The following is an 18,048-nucleotide window of genomic DNA, read 5'->3' as shown; positions in this document are numbered from 1 at the left end:
GTACCTTAAATCTGCTATAAGACCTCTTTTTAGAGCATTTTTTCTAAAATAAGGTACAATAATGCGCTTATTTCCTTTATTCACCTTCATTTAATAAATATAAGGTACAAAAATGCTCTTAGTTGGGGAGGTAACCCCTTCACTTCTTCCCGCCCTTTATTAGCTCGCGCAAGATTCGCACTCTTCAATAGTTAATGCACGGCTGCGCACATAATAAGTCGATTTCAGGCCGCCCTTCCAGGCGTTCAGGTGCAGTTCCAGGAACTCTGTTGCTTTGATGTCAGGGCGCACATACAGGTTGAAGCTTTGCGCTTGATCGACATGGCGCTGACGGGCCGAAGCCATGCGGATCGACCAGTTTTGGTCAATCATGAAAGCTGTTTTATAGTACCAGATAGTCTTCTCGGACAGATCTGGGGCAGGGTTAGCAATCTTGTATGTTGTTTTCTCCTCGTAGGAGAGCAGTTCGTACAATGGGTCAATACTGGCTGTAGAGCCGGCGATGATCGAAGTGGAGCCGTTCGGCGCAATCGCGAACATCCAGGCGTTACGAACGCCATCCTTGGCAACTTCTTCTTGCAGTTCACGCCATTGCTCAGTGGTCACATACTTGCCTTCTTGCTCGCCGCTGGTGTAGCCGCGTGAAGTAAAGTATGCGCCAGATTCCCAATCGGAACCTGCGAATTTCGGATAACGTCCTTTTTCGCGGGCAAGCTCCATGCTGGAACGTACCAGTAGATAGTTAATATGCTCGTACAGATGGTTGTTGTATTCTACGGCCTCTTCGGATTCCCAACGGATGCCTTTCAGGGCCAGCAAGTGATGCAGACCGAAAGTTCCGAGGCCGACGGCACGGTATTGGCTGTTTGTATATTGAGCTTGCAATACTTCAATGTTGTTGATGTCGATAACGTTATCCAGCATACGAACCTGGATCGGTACCAGACGCTCCAGCACACCTGCAGGAACTGCACGGGCCAAGTGGATGGAGTTCAGGTTGCAGACTACGAAATCACCAGGGATTTTGGAGATAACAATCCGGGTCTGGCCGTCTTTGGTTACCAGTTCTTCCTGTTCAATAACAGTAGCGGATTGGTTCTGCATGATCTCGGTGCACAGGTTGGAGGAGAAGACCATACCTGCATGTCTGTTCGGGTTAGCACGGTTAACGGTGTCACGGTAGAACATGTATGGTGTGCCTGTCTCAAGCTGAGACTTCATAATCCGTTTCATAATGTCGATGGCAGGAACTGTGATCCGGGACAACTCCAGGTTAGCCGTAGCTTCTGCATATTTCTCACGGAAGGTGCCTTGTCCAAGCTCTTCGTCGTAGAAATCTTCAAGACCGAGCGGGCGGCCATTCTCGTCCTTCCAACCCATCACTTTTTTGATTTCATGCGGACAGAACAGGTTCCAGTGGCTGCGTGCTTCTACAGCTTCCATGAACAAGTCTGGCAGGCAGACGCCGTGGAAAACGTCATGCGCGCGCATCCGCTCGTCGCCGTTGTTCAGTTTAAGATCCAGGAAGGCCAGAATGTCCTTGTGGAAGACGTCAAGATATACAGCCACGGCGCCTTTGCGCGTACCTAGCTGGTCTACGCTGACAGCGGTATTGTTCAGCTGGCGAATCCACGGGATAACGCCGGAGCTGGTGTTCTTGTGACCACGGATATCGGAACCGCGGGCCCGGACTTTACCAAGGTAGACACCAATACCGCCGCCCATTTTGCTAAGCCGAGCTACGTCAGTATTGGAGTCGAAGATCCCTTCGAGAGAGTCGTCTACGGTGTCGATGAAGCAGCTGGAGAGCTGACCGGCTACTTTTTTACCTGCATTGGACATAGTTGGAGTAGCAGCAGTCATATAGATGTTGCTCATCGCCCAGTAGGCTTCTTTTACAAGCTCCATACGTTTCTCTTCCGGCTCGGTGTGCATCAGGTACATCGCAATGATCATGTAACGCTCTTGCGGCAATTCCATGACACGGCCGTCAAAATCATGCGCCAAATAGCGGTCAGACAGGGTCAGTAGGCCAATATAGTCAAACAGCAGATCGCGGGTATAGTCAATTGTAGCGCCAAGCTCGTTAATTTGTGCCTTCGTATAGTGGGAGAGCAGTTCTTCGCGGTAGATCCCTTTTTTCACCAGATCAGCAATCAGGGGATATAGCTCACCGTAGGGCTCTTCCGGATAGGCTTTATAACGGCGGTTTACAGCAGCTTTCTTATATAATGAAGTTAAAAGCGAACGTGCAGCAGCAAATTTCCATTCCGGCTCTTCTTTGCTTACCAGTTCCAGGGCGCTCATCGTGAATGCGCTGCTGATTTCTTCTCCGCTCACTTCGTCACGGCGTAGCTTAGATTGTACTCCACGCAGGAGGGACTCCTTGCTAAGTTGTTCAAGTCCGTTCAGAATGCGGTCAGCGTATACGGAAAGGCGGATTTCATCAAAAGCCAATTGGCGATTATCGGGTTTTACTACGAGTTGCGGCATAATTGTACATCCCTTCATATTTTGAATTTAATTATGATTATTAAAAATTGATCTATTAGACCGTAAAAGGCGCCAAAAACGGCTAAAGCGTCGTTGGCTGCCAAAGTACGATGTCAGGGCCGGCAAGGCTGGCCTCAATATCAATAATGCGCTGATTGGAGCTCCCGCGGTAGGGGAGAGTGGTATCCTTTAATGCTTCTTCAAAACGTCCGTCAATCAGCACCTGACACTGGCTGAGCAGACGCCATTCCGGCGAACCGGAGACCACTGTAATCTCTTCGTACGTGTACCCGCTGTAGATCCAGACGGGGAAGTCTGGGAGCGTGGCACGAAGTTCCTCAATGAACTCTACTACTTCTTCTGCAGAAAAGAAAGGGTCACCGCCTGCCAATGTTAGTCCGTCCAGTAGGGGGTTGGCCGCAATCTCCGCGATTAGCTCGCGTCTGCGCTCCGGGGTAAAGGCTTCCCCGTAATTAAAATTCCACGTCTTCGGATTGAAGCAGCCCGGGCAGCGGTGGCGGCACCCGCTAATGAAGAGGACGGCCCGCAGGCCCTCACCTTCATTGATTGACTCGGGGTAGTAGCCGCAAATATTCATAGATGCTTAACCCGGTCCCTTACTTCCGCCTGCTTGGCCGCATTGAAGCGGGTCTGATAATCTCCGGTCAAATATCCCGTTACCCGGCGTAAACGCCGGATATGAACTTCATTCTCATGGGCGCCGCAGGAAGGGCAGTTCGTGCCGATAACCCCTTCATAGCCGCAGCCCTGGCAGCGGTCTATAGGGTGGTTGATGCTAAAGTAGCTAATCTCCTGCTGGAGAGCGTATCGGATAATTTTTACAAAAGCGGCCGGGTTGCTGCGTGCGTTGCCATCTAATTCGACATACGAGATCGCACCGGCATTGCAGTACTCATGGAAAGGAGCTTCCAGACTGATCTTCTGGGCAGCGCCCAGAGTGTAGTATACAGGAATGTGAAACGAGTTGGTATAATATTCGCGGTCGGTGACACCGGGAATGGATCCCAGTACCTTATGATCGATCTTCGTGAACTTGCCGGACAATCCTTCGGCAGGTGTAGCGAAGAGGGTGATATTGAGATTATATTCCTCGCTCTTCCGATCGCAATATTCCCGCATGTGGCGGACGATAGCCAGCGCTTTGGTGTGAACATCCATGTCTTCTCCGTGGTGCTTACCGTACATCGCCTTCATACATTCGGCAATCCCGATGAAGCCAAGGGACAGACTGCCATGTTTCAGTAGCTCACCAACGCTATCCTCTGGCGCCAAATGTTCGCCGCCTTCCCAGACTCCTTCACGCATCATGAAATCGGATGCTTTGGCCTTCTGGGAGGCTTGAATGCGGAAGCGGTGAAGCAGACCGTCCAGCGCAACGTCCAGATAATGATCAAGGTCTCTATAGAAGCCTTCTTCGTCGGCTACCATGCGGCGACCTGTGACGATGCCATGTGCCAAACCGAGTCGCACCAGATTCAGCGTATTAAAGGAAAGGTTACCTTTACCAGAGCAATGATTGCGGCCAAAACGGTCGCTAAGCACGCGGGTGCGGCAGCCCATGGTGGCGAACTCGGTATCGGGATTAGAAGAATCATAATACTGCATATTGAGCGGTGCGTCCAGGTTGGCGAAGTTCGGATATAGTCTGCGTGCAGAGCACTCAGCCGCCTTGATGAACAGTTCGTAGTTCGGATCACCTGGCTGCTGGTTGACACCTTGCTTACACTTGAAGATTTGAATCGGGAACACTGGCGTCTCGCCACTGCCGAGTCCGTGCATCGTTGCCGTCAGCAAGGAACTGATCACAAGTTGGCCTTCCGGCGAGGTGCAAGTTCCGTAGTTGATGCTGGTGAACGGGATTTGTCCGCCGGACCGGCTCGACATGGTGTTCAGGTTATGTATCATACTCTCGGCGGCCTGGAGTGTTTCACTTTCGGTTTCTTTTAGCGCAAAACGGAACGCCTTAGGATACTGCTCTGCCAGATCCGTACGGCTCATATGAATCTCGCCAAGGTCTAGCGGTTCTGTGGTTTGGATCTCTTCAAAATAATCCAGGCCCTTGCGGAACAGCTTGGCAAAGGACTTGGTGACATAAGGAGCCAGATCGTAGTCCAGCTTATTGGCGGATACGCCGCCGTATTGGGCATTTTGCTGGGATTGGAAAATAATCGCTACCAGCGCCATTGCCGTCATAATCGAGTTCGGGGGGCGTACACTGCCATTCCCCGTGTTGAAGCCTTCACGCAGAAGCTTCTCGAACGGGATAAAAATACAATTGGTCGTTCCGATCGCATATTGGTCCAGATCATGCACATAGACGACGTTGTCCTTGATGGCTTGTACCAACTGCGGCGGCATCGTGAAGTTACGGGCATACCATTTGGAATATTCACTGCCGAACTTGCTCATTTTACCGGAGAAACTCTCCCCGTTCAAATTTGCGTTCTCCCTGAGCAAGTCCAAGTCTCTGCTGTCAATAATATCGCGCCCCAAATGAATAACTTCTTCCAATAAAGATTCCTGTGCCTGTTGACCACTGTTGTACGGCTTCTCCAGCAACGTCATGTACTGATCTCCTCCCCATATAAAAAGACATCCTCTGCTGTGACATACAGAAAATGCCCGTGTGCTTGTCGTAACTATCCTGTGATGTAGGCTTGCATGCGGACACTGTTTCTACTTCCTGCACACCTCTATTAATCTCCCTGTTACAGAAGGTTGAAATAACTGTTTCCTACTATATTTTGTCGATAGAGACTACATTACATCAATATATTGTGTTTGTCCACCGAATTCTGTGAACCCTTGCCACGCCTGAGATCATCCCTTTTCTCCACAGGAAGTCCACAGAACCATCCACAGGTAATCCACAAATCATCCACAAAAAACCCTGAAATGATTCATAATTTATCCGAAAATATGCCACAAACCGTCCATAAATGAGATATGGGTTTTTACTAGATTTTGTGCTACGAGAGCTAGAGTTCTCTAAGGGCAGGAGACAATTATACATCCGGTTTGTAGGAGAGACGGAGAGTGGGTACAATAAGGGAAAGTAGTTTTTTTTTCAAAAATGAAAAGACAAGGGAGGGATTTAGCATGCCGATAGCTGAAGTTACGGTCATTCCGATTGGCACGGGCAGTACCAGTCTCAGCGCTTATGTTGCGGATATGCAGCGTGTGCTGGAGACAGTGGAGGGAGTGACGTATGAGCTTACATCCATGGGAACCATTATTGAAGGCCCGCTACAGCGGATTCTCGCCGCCGTGGAAGCCCTGCATGAGTCTCCTTTTACTAACGGAGCCCAGCGTGTTTCCACTGCCGTCAAGATCGATGACCGCCGCGACAAGCCCTCTAGCAGTAGAAGTAAGCTTGAGTCCGTAGAGCGTAAGCTCCATGCCGATCCGGCGGAATAGGCGCCTTGCAGACTGCTTTAAATGAGGTTGCATTTTCCATAATACGGAGTATAATATTTTTTGTTTGACGAAGGTAAAGCTTCAAGCTGGTGTAGCTCAGGGGTAGAGCAACGCACTCGTAATGCGTAGGCCGGGGGTTCAATTCCCTTCACCAGCATCCTCAATAAGACGATAATGGCGCGGATTCCGAATTTTTTGGAACTGCGCCTTTTCTGTTCTTCTACCAATTTCCTAAACTAATTTAATTAATTCTCTTTAGTTCTTCATCAATAAAGTTTTGTGTAGCTCTTTCTTTAGAAAATTTATCGTTATTATATTCTTTAGATCCATGCTTTGGAACAGATAAACTTTCCCAACCACTCTTCTTTAGAACTTTTGCAGCGTAAATGATTTGCCCAACGTGATATGGGTAATGTGCCAATTGTCTATTGATTGCTTCAATAACGGTGTGCCCTTCGTTCCTTATATAAATAATTTGTGATAATTGATCGGCATGAATTGAATCAATTGCATTGAATAAACATGTCCAGCCTTCGTTCCATTTTATTAAAAGATTCTCTTTAGTCTTAATGTCATTCTCAAACTCCGAATCTCTATCTCTCCATGATTTTTCTCCGTCAGTGCTTAAAAAATCTGTCCATCTTGAAAGCATATTTCCCCATAAGTGTTTTACTATAGTTGCAATGCTATTGGAATCGTCATTAAAAGTTACAAATAATTGTTCGGGATCTACTTGATTAATGGCTGCTTCCCCAAGGGTTTTGTAATAAAGAAATTGTTTTTTGATACTTTCCAAATAGATTTGCTCATTATCCATTCAAACACCTTGCTTTCGTATATTATTTTTAATGATCTTATTCTATCAGAAGTCCATTATTTCTGTTCGGACACAGGGGCTAATAGAACTCAATAACACATAAATGTGTTGCATTCGTAATGCGTAAGCCCGGGGTCAAATCTCTTCACCAGCGTCCCCAAAAAGACAATAAAGGCGCGGATTCCGTGGGTTCGGAGCCGCGCCTTTTTTTAATTAAAGTACTCGTTAAATTATTTATTTCTTTGCCAAAGTGACGGCTGCTTCTTCTGCTTCTTTAAATGCTTTCTTTAATATCTCGTCCTTGTCCAGTAGAGCAGTCCCTTGTACTCTAAGGGTTTGGAAGTCCTCGATACCAAAGAAATTAAACATCGACTTCAAATATTTATGTGAGTATTCAACTTCAGTATACCAGTCATCATTGGTATAGATTGAACCACTTGCCTGAATGACTACCGTGCTTCTCCCATCCTTTAAAAGTCCCACTGATCCTGTATCGGTATACTTAAATGTCTCCCTTGCAATCATAATGTTATCGACATAATCCTTAAGCTTTGATGGAACGTTGAAGTTATGCAGCGGGTGAACAATAAGATATTTATTAGCACTTTTGAATTGTTGCAATACTTCATTCATTCGTCCGGTTACTTCTTTTTCTTGACTTGTTAGAGTTTCACCCTTTGCAGACTTGTCCCAAGCACCTAGGACAGTCTTATCAATTAAAGGAACCTCATCTTCATATAGGTTAATTTGTTCGATGATTTCATTATTAGGTTTATGCTCTTCATAAGTCTCCATGAAGTGTTTGAATACATTAAGACTGAATGAAGTAGTTGAATCAACTAGAGGGTGTGCGTTAATGATAAGTAGCTTGCTCATTGGATAGTGCCTCCATAATAGTTTTTTTTGTTGTACATTTATGTAGACAAATGAGCAGGGCTATCTGTGACACTAAATCACAAAAAAAGAACTTTTGCTGCATGGTTGTCTTGGTTAATTTTGTCCGGATTTTTCATGGTATATGCAAGTGCGTTCTCGAAGGAGCACGAATCCCAGACACTCGCATTTAGAGTCCAATGGTTATCCTCTTCTTTTACAGACACATCAAAAAGGGATTTTCTATGTGAAATGCAAAAAAAACGCACTCCGATTCTCAGGAGTACGGTTCATATACCATATACGCTGACTTTGCTCGTATGACAAAGTTTCATGCTACTGCTCAGCGTCCCTTTTTAAATACCCTCAATAAAAATAAGACAAGAAAAACAAAAATGAAGACAATACATAGAGCGGTTAAAAGCATTGTTTAGGGGAGGTAATGAGATTAATTAACGTTGAAACGATGACGATAATTACTGAGTATAAAAATGATTTTTTTAACATAGTTATGATGCCTTTCAATTTAAGTATAATTTTATTATATTGGAGTTTCTTAAAAAGCGAAATTTTTATTAAAGCCATATGACGTTCATTGTAATCACCCAAAAAGCTATTGTCACAGCCCTTTATTCCAGAATTATTCAGGTATAATCCGGTCGATCTCATGAATTCGGACAAATATTAAATGAGAAATGGAGGAGTACAAGATGGAGAACGGATATTTTGTGGGCTGGGGTACGCTTGCTTTAATTAATGCCGGACTGGCACAGGGCAAAAACAGAAGTGGACTGAATTGGTTCCTAATCTCATTATTGTGTGGACCGCTTGCGACTTTGTTTATTGTGGTGTTGGATAAGAAGTTCGATATCTAGATAAAAGAGCTATAGTAGGGATATACACCTGATAGCTCAGCGAAATAAAGAAGGAGATAACACAACATGCGTTGCTTAACAATACGGCAGCCCTGGGCTACATTGGTCGCGCTTGGTGAGAAAAACTACGAAACTCGTTCATGGCGAACGACATATCGGGGAGAACTGGCAATCCATGCCGGTCTTAAAATAGACAAGGCAGCATGTAGACGAGAGCCGTTCCAATCAATACTCGCAAAGCACGGCTATACAGAAGAGAATTTACCCACGGGTGTTATTATTGCTACAGGTAAACTGAAGGAGTGCCATGAAATTACCGGATTGAATAGTGTGGCGCAGTGGATAGGCGAGAACGAACGGGCTTTTGGCGACTATACAGAAGGACGCTTCGCTTGGGAGCTAGAGAATGTTCGTCCGCTGGTTCATCACGTTCCGGCCAAAGGTCGGCTAGGATTCTGGGAGTATCCCCTTTCTGAAGAGGAGGAGCATTTCTGATCCTTGTTTAACAAAAATCGTGATATTTTTTAAGCTAATTTTTATCTTAAGATCAGCTTATTTTCAGGTTCGGGGGTTATATTGGATTTACCAAACGCCCCCCAGTGTTTAGTGGTATAGATTTGGGTCCTGCCAACTCCCATGGCAGGGCCTATTTTTTTAACCGATCCTTGGCATAGGGTGGATTTAGAGTTGAGGGGCAGGCTTGATTCCATATTGCTCCTGCTCATTTCGGAAAGCTGAAATATCCAGTCCTAGGTATCTGCGCATATGGATTCCTGCTTGGGCGGCAATGAGTTCATTCAGCAGCAGCATCCGTTCGTGATATCCCCGGCAGATGAATTTGGCTTCAAGGCCATGCGGGAGCTTATGTTGTTCATATACTTTGATGCCGCGCATTCTCATCTCCGTGCGGATATCCCTGAGATCTGCAGTAGCTGCACTGGCTGCCGTATCCAGAACTTCAAGATAAGGTGAAGGTGTTCGAAGCTGTGCGGAAATGATGCTGGCATCGCGTTCAAAAGCGGATAGGATCAGCGGGAGAAGCAAATACGATTTTACCAGATGATTGTCTATACTCTCGGCTTTGTGCATGCATATCACCACCTAAAATGAGAACGTATATTCCTATTCTACTCCGGATTTCAAAAAATATTCAATGGTATTTATAAACAAACATATATATGTGATTTAATTCACAATTTATTTGGAGGAATGATATTATATTTAATTTGAAATACTAAAAAGAAGACTATTGTAATATTGAAGGAGAAGTGGGCCATGGAGCATGAGGGGAATATTTGTCGGGGGATGCTGTTCGGACTGTTCCTGAGTATTCCGTTATGGATATCAATTATCGGCTGGATACAGCTGTTCTAAAAAGAGGATAAAATGACGATTTGAAGCGCCTTTTGGCGCTTTTTTTATTTAAAGATTGTACAAAAAGGAATTCGTTGACAATGTGATAACGCCAAGCTAAACTATTGGTAAATTCATAATAAAACCCATTACATGGGCCTATCGTATGCTGTTTTGCGGGTATTTCTAGCAATTTATTATCGTCATGTATAATAGCAAACCGTCTGAAAAGGCGGGACGCAAAGTCCAGGAGTCTAAAGTGCTAATCAGTGCCATGACCGTCCGACTGCCATGAAGAGAGCTTCTCTACTTCTTGGTGGTCTTTTTTTGTTGTCATCGTAGCTGCTACGAGATCATATAGAATTTAATAGGAGGTGTAAGCATTGAGGAAAAAAATGAAGTCGGCAGTGAAATTGTTCCTGGCAGGGCTGCTGACTGTGGGAAGCACGTTTTCCCTGGGCGTCCCTGTGAACGCAACATCGGGCTTGCCGTATACCCCGACGCCAGTCTTGGGGGTTGCCGGGAATTTTAATGCTTTTGTGTTTGGAGATTTCACGCAGTCGAGCGACCAGATTCACGGGCGACTTGCCGCCGCAGGGAATATCAGCCTGAAAAGTTATGGTGTATCTAAGGATGCCCCGGGCGGCGATGTTCTAATTGCGGGAGGAAACATTAATCTGACTGATGGAACTGTGTATGGCACAGCCGTTTACGGGGGGTCTTTGACCAAGGAAAGGGCTGATATCAAAGAAGGCGAGAGAAAGGCTACTCCAATTGATTTTGCTAGAGAAAAGCAATTTCTGATTAATAAATCGGCTGAGCTGGCGTCTCTCCCTGAAGCAGGATCGTTCACTAAAGAGTACGGGAAAATAACGATTAACGCCCCGGGAGCTTTTAATGTAGTGAATTTATCTGCCTCTGATTTGAAGGATGCCAATGGTCTTCAGTTCAACATTTCAAACAATGGCACTGTTATAGTCAATGTTAGCGGAGGCGCAGTCAGCATTCCGAGTTTTCAAATCTGGGGAGGAAGCCCCCGGAAGGTATTATTTAATTTTTATCAAGCAGGCTCAATCAGTATAGCTAATACAACCATAGAAGGTACAATTCTGGCGCCGAAAGCAAGTGTGTTCTACAATTACGCGGAATTGCATGGTACGTTGATAGCCACTTCATTCAACGGTTTTGTGCAAATGCACCATTATCCGTTTGAAGGAACCACCCCGTCAACAACGCCTACGCCTACGCTAAGCCCAAGCCCAAGCCCAAGTCCGACACCAACCGTGACACCAACACCGTCACCAAGTGCAACGCCGAAGCCGACAGCAACACCGACAGCAACGGCCACACCAAGTGCGACGCCAACAGCTACACCGACAGCGACGGTAACACCAAGTGCGACGCCAACGCCAACACCGACGGCAACGCCAAGTGCGACGCCAACCGCTACACCAAGTGCGACGCCAACCGCTACACCAAGTGCGACGCCAACGGCTACACCGACAGCGACAACTAAACCAAGTCCAACGCCAAAACCAACGTCCACACCAAAGCCAACACCGTGCCCAACACCAGCACCAACGCCAACACCGACACCGTGCCCAACGCCAACACCAACACCAAAGCCGACAAAAACACCCAAGCCAACGGTAACGCCGAAGCCGACAGCAACGCCGAAGCCGACAGCAACGCCGAAGCCAACAGCAACGCCGAAGCCAACAGCAACGCCGAAGCCAACAGCAACGCCGAAGCCAACAGCGACACCGACGCCAACGGCAACGCCAACAGCGACGCCGACGCCAACACCAACGGCAACACCGACACCAACGGCTACGCCGACACCAACGGCAACGCCAACAGCGACACCGACGGCAACGCCGACACCAACACCAACGGCAACGCCGACAGCGACGCCGAAGCCAACACCGACACCAACGGCTACGCCGACAGCGACGCCGAAGCCAACACCGACGGCAACGCCGACAGCGACACCAACACCAACGGCTACACCGACACCAACGGCTACGCCAACAGCGACACCGAAGCCGACACCAACGGCAACGCCGACAGCGACACCAACACCAACGGCAACGCCGACAGCGACACCAACACCAACGGCTACGCCGACAGTGACGCCGAAGCCGACACCAACACCAACGGCTACGCCGACAGCGACGCCGAAGCCGACACCAACACCAACGGCTACGCCGACAGCGACGCCGAAGCCAACGCCGACACCAACGGCTACGCCGACAGCGACGCCGAAGCCAACACCAACACCAACGGCAACGCCGACAGCGACGCCGAAGCCAACGCCGACACCGACACCAACGCCAACAGCGACGCCGACACCAACACCGACACCAACGGCTACGCCGACAGCGACGCCGAAGCCAACACCGACACCAACGGCTACGCCGACAGCGACGCCGAAGCCGACACCAACGGCAACGCCGACAGCGACGCCGAAGCCAACACCGACACCAACGGCTACGCCGACAGCGACGCCGAAGCCGACACCAACACCAACGACTACGCCGACAGCGACGCCGAAGCCGACACCAACACCAACGACTACGCCGACAGCGACGCCGAAGCCGACACCAACACCAACACCAACGGCTACGCCGACAGCGACGCCGAAGCCGACACGAACACCAACGGCTACGCCGACAGCGACGCCGACACCAACACCAACGGCTACGCCGACACCAACACCAACGGCTACGCCGACAGCGACGCCGAAGCCAACACCGACACCAACGGCTACGCCGACAGCGACGCCGACACCAACACCGACGGCTACACCAACACCGACGGCTACACCAACACCAACGCCAACGCCAACGGCAACGCCGACACCAACACCGACGGCTACACCAACACCAACACCAACACCAACACCAACGCTAACGCCGACACCAACACCGACACCGACACCGACGGCAACACCAACACCAACACCGACGGCAACACCAACACCAACACCAACACCAACACCAACACCAACGCTAACGCCGACACCAACACCGACACCGACACCGACACCGACGGCAACACCAACACCAACACCGACGGCAACACCAACGCCAACACCAACACCGACGGCTACACCAACACCAACGGCAACGCCGACACCAACACCGACGGCTACACCAACACCAGCGCCAACGCCGACACCAACACCGACGGCTACACCAACACAAACGCCAACGCCAACGCCGACACCAACACCGACGGCTACACCAACACCAACGGCTACGCCGACAGCGACGCCGACACCAACACCGACGGCTACACCAACACCAACGCCAACGCCAACGCCGACACCGACGCCGGAAGTAACACCGACGCCAACACCGGAAGTAACGCCGACACCAACACCGGAAGTAACACCGACGCCAACACCGGAAGTAACGCCGACACCAACACCGGAAGTAACACCGACGCCAACACCGGAAGTAACGCCAACACCGACATGGACGCCTGAAACACCAACATGGACGCCAGCACCACCAGTGGTTACACCGCAGCCAAGTCCAACGACTCCACCTGTAATTGGCACAATTGTTGTGGATCGTGATCCGGTACCGGCTGGACCAGTGTCAACACCAACAGCAACGCCGACACCAACGCCAACACCGGACAATGAGGAAATCATCATTGAAGATGAGCAAGTACCACTGGCACCGGTGCCGACGTCCACGCCGACACCTTCGAAAAAACCGGCAACGCCTTCTATTGTCTTGGCCAATAACAGCGTTCCGCTGAGTGGTCCGGCTGTAGATCAGTTGCCAAAGACGGGTGAATCGAGTCCTGTCCCTTATTATGTAACCGGGCTAGGTTTAGCCGCTCTGGGATTGCTGGTAAGATTCAGATTCTCCAGAAAAAACAAATCTTAACCGGCAGACAGGATCATAGGTTGTTGTGCCGTAAATAACAGCAGAGTCGCTTTCGGATTTTCATTTTCCGGAGAGCGGCTCTTTTCTATGAGCTAGATCCTTCACTTTGGTCTCTTTGCAGGGCATGCTATACTAGCTTCATCTGGGAAAATTATGATGTTCAATAGGAGGGGAATGGAGATTGTCGTGGACTTTGATGATTGGCGCAGTGATTGTTATCATTGCAGCGGCGGTGGTATACGCCGGATTCTTTTTCTACGGAGTTGCAGTCAAGCGGGCGCCCAAAGAATTTCTGGGTAGCAGTCCTGACCTGAAGGTCGATCCTCCGGTTGCTGGTCCATCCTGGGGCGAGGGGAAGGAATGGATCTCACGTCAGACCTTTCAGGACGTCAGCATTGTCTCCGAAGATGGACTGGAATTGAAAGGGTATTTCCTCCCTTCGGAGCGTGCGGAGGGACGTACGGCTATCATTGCTCATGGCTATTCTGGTCAGGCAAAAGATATGGGGGCCTACGCCAAATTCTATTATGAGAATCTCGGTTACAATGTGCTGCTGCCCGATGCCAGAGGGCATGGTGCGAGTGCTGGGAATTATATCGGCTTCGGCTGGCCGGAACGGCGCGATTATTTGCAATGGATTCATTATGTGACCGAGCAGACAGGGCCGGGTGCACAGATTGTTCTGCACGGGGTATCCATGGGCGGGGCAACGGTGCTAATGACTTCTGGCGAGGTGCTTCCACAGCAGGTGAAAGTCATCGTCGCAGATTGTGCCTACAGTTCGGTTACAGCCCAGCTAACGTATCAGTTGAAGCGTATGTATAAGCTGCCTAGCTTCCCGTTTGTACAAAGTGCCAGCACAGTGACCAGGTTGAAGGCGGGCTATCGGTTCAGCGAAGCTTCAGCTCTCAAACAGGTACGCAGATCACAAGTGCCGATTCTCTTCATTCATGGTGATGCCGATAAGTTTGTACCTTTTGCTATGCTGGATGAGCTATATGAGGCTTGCCGAAGCCCCAAGGAGAAGTTTGTTGTTCCGGGGGCCGGTCATGGACTGGCCTATGATATGGACAAAGAAGCTTACAAAGCCAAGGTAGCCGGATTTGTAACCCGATATGTACATTGAGCGAAGGATTGCCGAGAAAATGTCCTGAAACGTAGACGGCGCCCGATATCCGCGAAAAACGGTTATCGGGCGCCTAATTTTTCCACACATGGCCAGTGTTCCTGAGCAAGAGGGACTATGTACCATGCATCTCGTTATATTTATCCCCTGCCGTCGTGAGCAACGGGGTCATTATTCCTTGTTATTTCCAGCAGCCGTATGGCGAGAGTAATCCTTCCAAAACGACAAAAGCCCTACCTCTCTTTTGTCCTTGCGGCTCCGTGGCCGCGCCAGTGCGAATCGGAATGCTATGTTCGAATTTCATCTCATAAAAAGGAAGAGTTCTGCAAGAAAACGTAAGAGATTGTGTCCAAAATGCCGATAATAATAATGAAAGCAACGATCGGCCTGACATCTTCTTGATGGGGATACATATAGCGACAATCAAATATTATTAAACCTTAGCATATAAATACAAATAAAGCAAATATGTCACTGACATCATGGAAAGACCGGGATCGGAGGAACAAATGATTTTATATACAGCATTTATAAGGAAACAGATCCGAAATTACTTGTTCGGCTCTGTTGTCGCTGTACTCGCAGTAGGCAGTGTATTGCTGATCTCTTCCCTGGAGCTGTCGGCACTGGAGTATGGGCGCCTTTTTTTGGTCTTGCTATTTTCCTTCCTGGTGATGGCCCTATTGGAGATCAGCTTGTTCATGAAGCATGTCAAGCCCATCCGCAACGCCCTGAGGACAGCTGACCCCAGTCTGGAGCTACTGGAGAAGGCTTACCAGTATACTCATCGCCTGCCCAAGCATGCTGTGTACCGGATTCTTGGTCCGCACCTGTTTGGAATGGCGGTGCCTGCGATTCTGATGACCTATTGGATGATTCATACCGATCTCGTCAGCTTACCGTACTCCGTTCTCTATCAGGCGGTAACAGGTGCGGTGCTGATCGCATGCATGCATGCTTTGATTGAGTTTTTCCTGACCTGTTCTGCTATTATTCCTCTAATCAAGGAATTCCGGAATCGGACGCTTGAACGTTATAATGTCGATTTCTCTCTTGAAGGCAATGTTTTTGTTCCGATCGGTCCCAAGTTCATGGTCAGCTGCATGCTGATTGGCACTTTCCCGCTAGCGCTGTTCATTATGGCGACTAATGTGCGGCTGCATGATACTGCGCTTAGCAGAACCGGAATTCAGAATTTCTGGGGCTGGGCGGGGATGGTGCTATTCATCGGTACAGCGTTCTCCGCCATTGCTGCATGGTTGCTGACTAAAAGTGTACAGCATCCTATCAATGAGTTATATAAGGCGACCAATAACGTTAAGGACGGACAGCTGCTGCAAATCCAGGATGAATATTTGGATGAATTCTCCAATCTGGTCGCCGGGTTCAATATGATGGTACGTGGCCTGCAGGCCCGGGAGGAGCAAAACAGACAGCTGCTGGACAGCTACTTTACTACCTTGGCCGTAGCGCTCGATGCAAGGGACCCCTACACAGCCGGACATTCCTTACGGGTAGCCGAGTATTCGGTTATCATTGGACAGTTGGCCGGGATCACGGGTGTGGAACTCGACAATCTGCGCAAGTCGGCACTGCTGCATGATATCGGCAAAATCGGTGTGAGAGACAGTGTGTTATTTAAAGAAGGAAAACTTACGGATGAAGAGTTTGATCAGATCAAGGCCCACCCAGTGTTGGGTGAGAATATATTGCGGCAGATTGAACCTTTGGAGAAAATGACTCCTTATCTGGGTGGCGTGAGATCCCATCATGAACGATACGATGGCAAGGGCTACCCGGATGGGCTTGCCGGACAGGCGATTCCGTTATACGGAAGAATTATTGCCGTAGCTGATGCCTATGATGCCATGACCTCAGATCGTCCTTACCGCAAGGGGATGGCTCCCGAGCAGGCACTAGGAATTCTGGAGCAGGGGAGAGGTACTCAGTGGGACCCTGTTTTTGCTGGATTATTCCTGAAATATTCCCGGGCAAAATAATAAACTTATACAAACGGATTATCCCGCTACAACGGGATAATCCGTTTTCTCGTAAGAAGAGACGATCCGTTTTTGCAAAGATAGGAAAGGTTCGTGCCTATTTTGTGAAATTATGCACTTAAAGGTGACAATAAACGCCTACATTCATTGAAGGATTGATAGAGGACCGTTATAATTAATAAGTCCGGATTTTAATTAAAAAATAAGGGAGAATTTTATGAAACGCGCAGATGTATGGCTGATTTCCATCGTTCTGGTGGCTGCGCTCGCTTTTCTCGTACCGCGTTGGTTTTCAAATGACGAGAGTAAAGGTGGGATTGGCGACAATCTAGTGGCCAATGTGACGGTGGATGGAAAATTATTTAAAACAGTTAAGCTTACTAAAGAAGAGCAAACCATTGATATCCGCACAGATCGGGGCTACAACATTTTGAAGGTGCATGACTATGGCATTGAAATGTATGATGCCGACTGCCCGGATAAAGTATGTCTCGGTTTTGGAAGAATTACCCGGACCAAGCAAACGATTGTCTGTCTGCCGCACCGGGTGCTGGTGGAGATTGCTAGTGTGTCGGGGGAGGATGAAGTAGATGGGTATGTCCAGTAGTGAATCAGCTACGGCGCTGAAAAGAACAGTCATTATCGCGATTTTTGCTGCAGTGGCTGTAGTGCTGAGTCTGGTTGAGGCCCAAATTCCATTGTCAGGAATGGGGTTGGTACCCGGTGCCAAGCTAGGCCTGGCGAATATCATGATATTAACCTGTATTTTCTTTTTGCGCGGGCGCGATGCCTTCCTGCTCGTTGTCCTGAAGACACTGCTTACCGCATTTATTTTAGGCACTTTTTCCAGTTTATTGTTCAGTCTGTTCGGATCGTTGTTCAGTTTCGTTGTGATGTACCTGCTGATGCTGATTGGCGGAAAGCAGCTGAGCCTTATCGGAATCAGTATAGCCGGCGGGGTCGCTCACAATATCGGACAGCTGCTGGCAGCGTCGATGGTCTTTGCTTCACTGAAAATATTCTACTATTTGCCGATGCTGCTCATTACAGGGGTGGTTACAGGGGTGGCTGTAGGATTTGCTGTCCGGTATCTGGTCACCTCACTGTCTAAAATCTCGTTGTTCGAAGAGTTTCTGGACGATCCGGGAGACGCAGCGAAAGGATGACTAAT

Annotated in this window: 14 protein-coding genes, 1 tRNA gene and 1 riboswitch; of the genes, 9 read left to right on the top strand and 6 right to left on the bottom strand. The window is 48.7% G+C overall.

The window, feature by feature from the left end; genetic code table 11:
- Window positions 1-159 precede the first annotated feature (159 nt).
- From ACFVU8_RS24440 to ACFVU8_RS24430, 3 genes are all read right to left on the bottom strand, one after another.
- Window positions 160-2,493, bottom strand: coding sequence for a ribonucleoside-diphosphate reductase subunit alpha (locus tag ACFVU8_RS24440; RefSeq protein WP_066374731.1), 2,334 nt, complete (start codon window positions 2,491-2,493; stop codon window positions 160-162).
- An 82-nt stretch (window positions 2,494-2,575) separates the two neighbouring features.
- Window positions 2,576-3,091 (bottom strand): anaerobic ribonucleoside-triphosphate reductase activating protein, encoded by a 516-nt coding sequence (gene nrdG / locus ACFVU8_RS24435; protein ID WP_379467159.1) that lies wholly within the window; start codon window positions 3,089-3,091, stop codon window positions 2,576-2,578.
- Window positions 3,088-5,079, bottom strand: coding sequence for an anaerobic ribonucleoside triphosphate reductase (locus ACFVU8_RS24430; RefSeq protein ID WP_387430736.1), 1,992 nt, complete (start codon window positions 5,077-5,079; stop codon window positions 3,088-3,090). Before ACFVU8_RS24430 ends, nrdG begins: the two co-directional genes overlap by 4 nt.
- A 534-nt stretch (window positions 5,080-5,613) precedes the next feature.
- Here ACFVU8_RS24430 and ACFVU8_RS24425 point away from each other — a divergent pair.
- Window positions 5,614-5,931, top strand: coding sequence for an MTH1187 family thiamine-binding protein (locus ACFVU8_RS24425; protein WP_379467161.1), 318 nt, complete (start codon window positions 5,614-5,616; stop codon window positions 5,929-5,931).
- Between the two features lie 85 nt (window positions 5,932-6,016).
- Window positions 6,017-6,088, top strand: a tRNA-Thr gene (locus ACFVU8_RS24420).
- An 84-nt stretch (window positions 6,089-6,172) separates the two neighbouring features.
- Here the strand turns inward: ACFVU8_RS24420 and ACFVU8_RS24415 are convergent.
- Window positions 6,173-6,748, bottom strand: a complete 576-nt coding sequence (locus tag ACFVU8_RS24415; RefSeq protein ID WP_387430734.1) for a DUF1572 family protein — start codon at window positions 6,746-6,748, stop codon at window positions 6,173-6,175.
- A 234-nt stretch (window positions 6,749-6,982) separates the two neighbouring features.
- Window positions 6,983-7,624, bottom strand: a complete 642-nt coding sequence (locus ACFVU8_RS24410) for an FMN-dependent NADH-azoreductase (protein ID WP_387430732.1) — start codon at window positions 7,622-7,624, stop codon at window positions 6,983-6,985.
- A gap of 707 nt (window positions 7,625-8,331) precedes the next feature.
- Here ACFVU8_RS24410 and ACFVU8_RS24405 point away from each other — a divergent pair.
- Together ACFVU8_RS24405 and ACFVU8_RS24400 are read left to right on the top strand one after the other, a co-directional pair.
- Window positions 8,332-8,496 (top strand): hypothetical protein, encoded by a 165-nt coding sequence (locus tag ACFVU8_RS24405; protein ID WP_175370822.1) that lies wholly within the window; start codon window positions 8,332-8,334, stop codon window positions 8,494-8,496.
- A gap of 66 nt (window positions 8,497-8,562) precedes the next feature.
- The gene (locus ACFVU8_RS24400; protein ID WP_387430730.1) at window positions 8,563-8,991 is read left to right on the top strand and encodes an ASCH domain-containing protein; all 429 of its coding nucleotides are present in this window, start codon (window positions 8,563-8,565) and stop codon (window positions 8,989-8,991) included.
- A 186-nt stretch (window positions 8,992-9,177) separates the two neighbouring features.
- Here ACFVU8_RS24400 and ACFVU8_RS24395 read toward each other — a convergent pair whose 3' ends face one another.
- Window positions 9,178-9,585, bottom strand: a complete 408-nt coding sequence (locus ACFVU8_RS24395; protein WP_175370820.1) for a YhjD family protein — start codon at window positions 9,583-9,585, stop codon at window positions 9,178-9,180.
- Window positions 9,586-10,053: 468 nt separating this feature from the next.
- A riboswitch (cyclic di-GMP riboswitch) is annotated at window positions 10,054-10,143 on the top strand.
- Between the two features lie 89 nt (window positions 10,144-10,232).
- Here ACFVU8_RS24395 and ACFVU8_RS24390 point away from each other — a divergent pair.
- From ACFVU8_RS24390 to ACFVU8_RS24370, 5 genes are all read left to right on the top strand, one after another.
- On the top strand, window positions 10,233-13,751 hold the full coding sequence (locus tag ACFVU8_RS24390; protein ID WP_387430728.1) for a choice-of-anchor A family protein: 3,519 nt from the start codon (window positions 10,233-10,235) through the stop codon (window positions 13,749-13,751).
- 196 nt (window positions 13,752-13,947) lie between these two features.
- Window positions 13,948-14,877, top strand: coding sequence for an alpha/beta hydrolase (locus tag ACFVU8_RS24385; RefSeq protein ID WP_387430883.1), 930 nt, complete (start codon window positions 13,948-13,950; stop codon window positions 14,875-14,877).
- Window positions 14,878-15,386: 509 nt separating this feature from the next.
- A complete protein-coding gene (locus ACFVU8_RS24380) occupies window positions 15,387-16,877 on the top strand; it encodes an HD domain-containing phosphohydrolase (RefSeq protein WP_387430726.1) in 1,491 nt (496 codons plus the stop codon).
- A gap of 217 nt (window positions 16,878-17,094) precedes the next feature.
- Complete coding sequence (locus ACFVU8_RS24375) at window positions 17,095-17,484, top strand: NusG domain II-containing protein (RefSeq protein WP_379467168.1); 390 nt, start codon at window positions 17,095-17,097, stop codon at window positions 17,482-17,484.
- Window positions 17,468-18,043 (top strand): Gx transporter family protein, encoded by a 576-nt coding sequence (locus ACFVU8_RS24370; RefSeq protein ID WP_066374702.1) that lies wholly within the window; start codon window positions 17,468-17,470, stop codon window positions 18,041-18,043. Before ACFVU8_RS24375 ends, ACFVU8_RS24370 begins: the two co-directional genes overlap by 17 nt.
- The last annotated feature ends 5 nt before the right edge of the window (window positions 18,044-18,048 follow it).

Origin of the sequence: Paenibacillus sp. NPDC058177 (assembly GCF_042883835.1) — a bacterium.
GTDB lineage: Bacteria > Bacillota > Bacilli > Paenibacillales > Paenibacillaceae > Paenibacillus_AQ > Paenibacillus_AQ agri.
Note: the sequence above shows the minus strand (reverse complement) of the source record. Positions and strands in the feature narration are given on the sequence as shown.

Bases quoted from the DNA above. Each gene is read 5' to 3' on its own strand.
- ACFVU8_RS24440 (WP_066374731.1), bottom strand. From the start codon at position 2,493: ATGCCGCAACTCGTAGTAAAACCCGATAATCGCCAATTGGCTTTTGAT.
- nrdG (WP_379467159.1), bottom strand. From the start codon at position 3,091: ATGAATATTTGCGGCTACTACCCCGAGTCAATCAATGAAGGTGAGGGC.
- ACFVU8_RS24430 (WP_387430736.1), bottom strand. From the start codon at position 5,079: ATGACGTTGCTGGAGAAGCCGTACAACAGTGGTCAACAGGCACAGGAA.
- ACFVU8_RS24425 (WP_379467161.1), top strand. From the start codon at position 5,614: ATGCCGATAGCTGAAGTTACGGTCATTCCGATTGGCACGGGCAGTACC.
- ACFVU8_RS24415 (WP_387430734.1), bottom strand. From the start codon at position 6,748: ATGGATAATGAGCAAATCTATTTGGAAAGTATCAAAAAACAATTTCTT.
- ACFVU8_RS24410 (WP_387430732.1), bottom strand. From the start codon at position 7,624: ATGAGCAAGCTACTTATCATTAACGCACACCCTCTAGTTGATTCAACT.
- ACFVU8_RS24405 (WP_175370822.1), top strand. From the start codon at position 8,332: ATGGAGAACGGATATTTTGTGGGCTGGGGTACGCTTGCTTTAATTAAT.
- ACFVU8_RS24400 (WP_387430730.1), top strand. From the start codon at position 8,563: ATGCGTTGCTTAACAATACGGCAGCCCTGGGCTACATTGGTCGCGCTT.
- ACFVU8_RS24395 (WP_175370820.1), bottom strand. From the start codon at position 9,585: ATGCACAAAGCCGAGAGTATAGACAATCATCTGGTAAAATCGTATTTG.
- ACFVU8_RS24385 (WP_387430883.1), top strand. From the start codon at position 13,948: ATGATTGGCGCAGTGATTGTTATCATTGCAGCGGCGGTGGTATACGCC.
- ACFVU8_RS24380 (WP_387430726.1), top strand. From the start codon at position 15,387: ATGATTTTATATACAGCATTTATAAGGAAACAGATCCGAAATTACTTG.
- ACFVU8_RS24375 (WP_379467168.1), top strand. From the start codon at position 17,095: ATGAAACGCGCAGATGTATGGCTGATTTCCATCGTTCTGGTGGCTGCG.
- ACFVU8_RS24370 (WP_066374702.1), top strand. From the start codon at position 17,468: ATGGGTATGTCCAGTAGTGAATCAGCTACGGCGCTGAAAAGAACAGTC.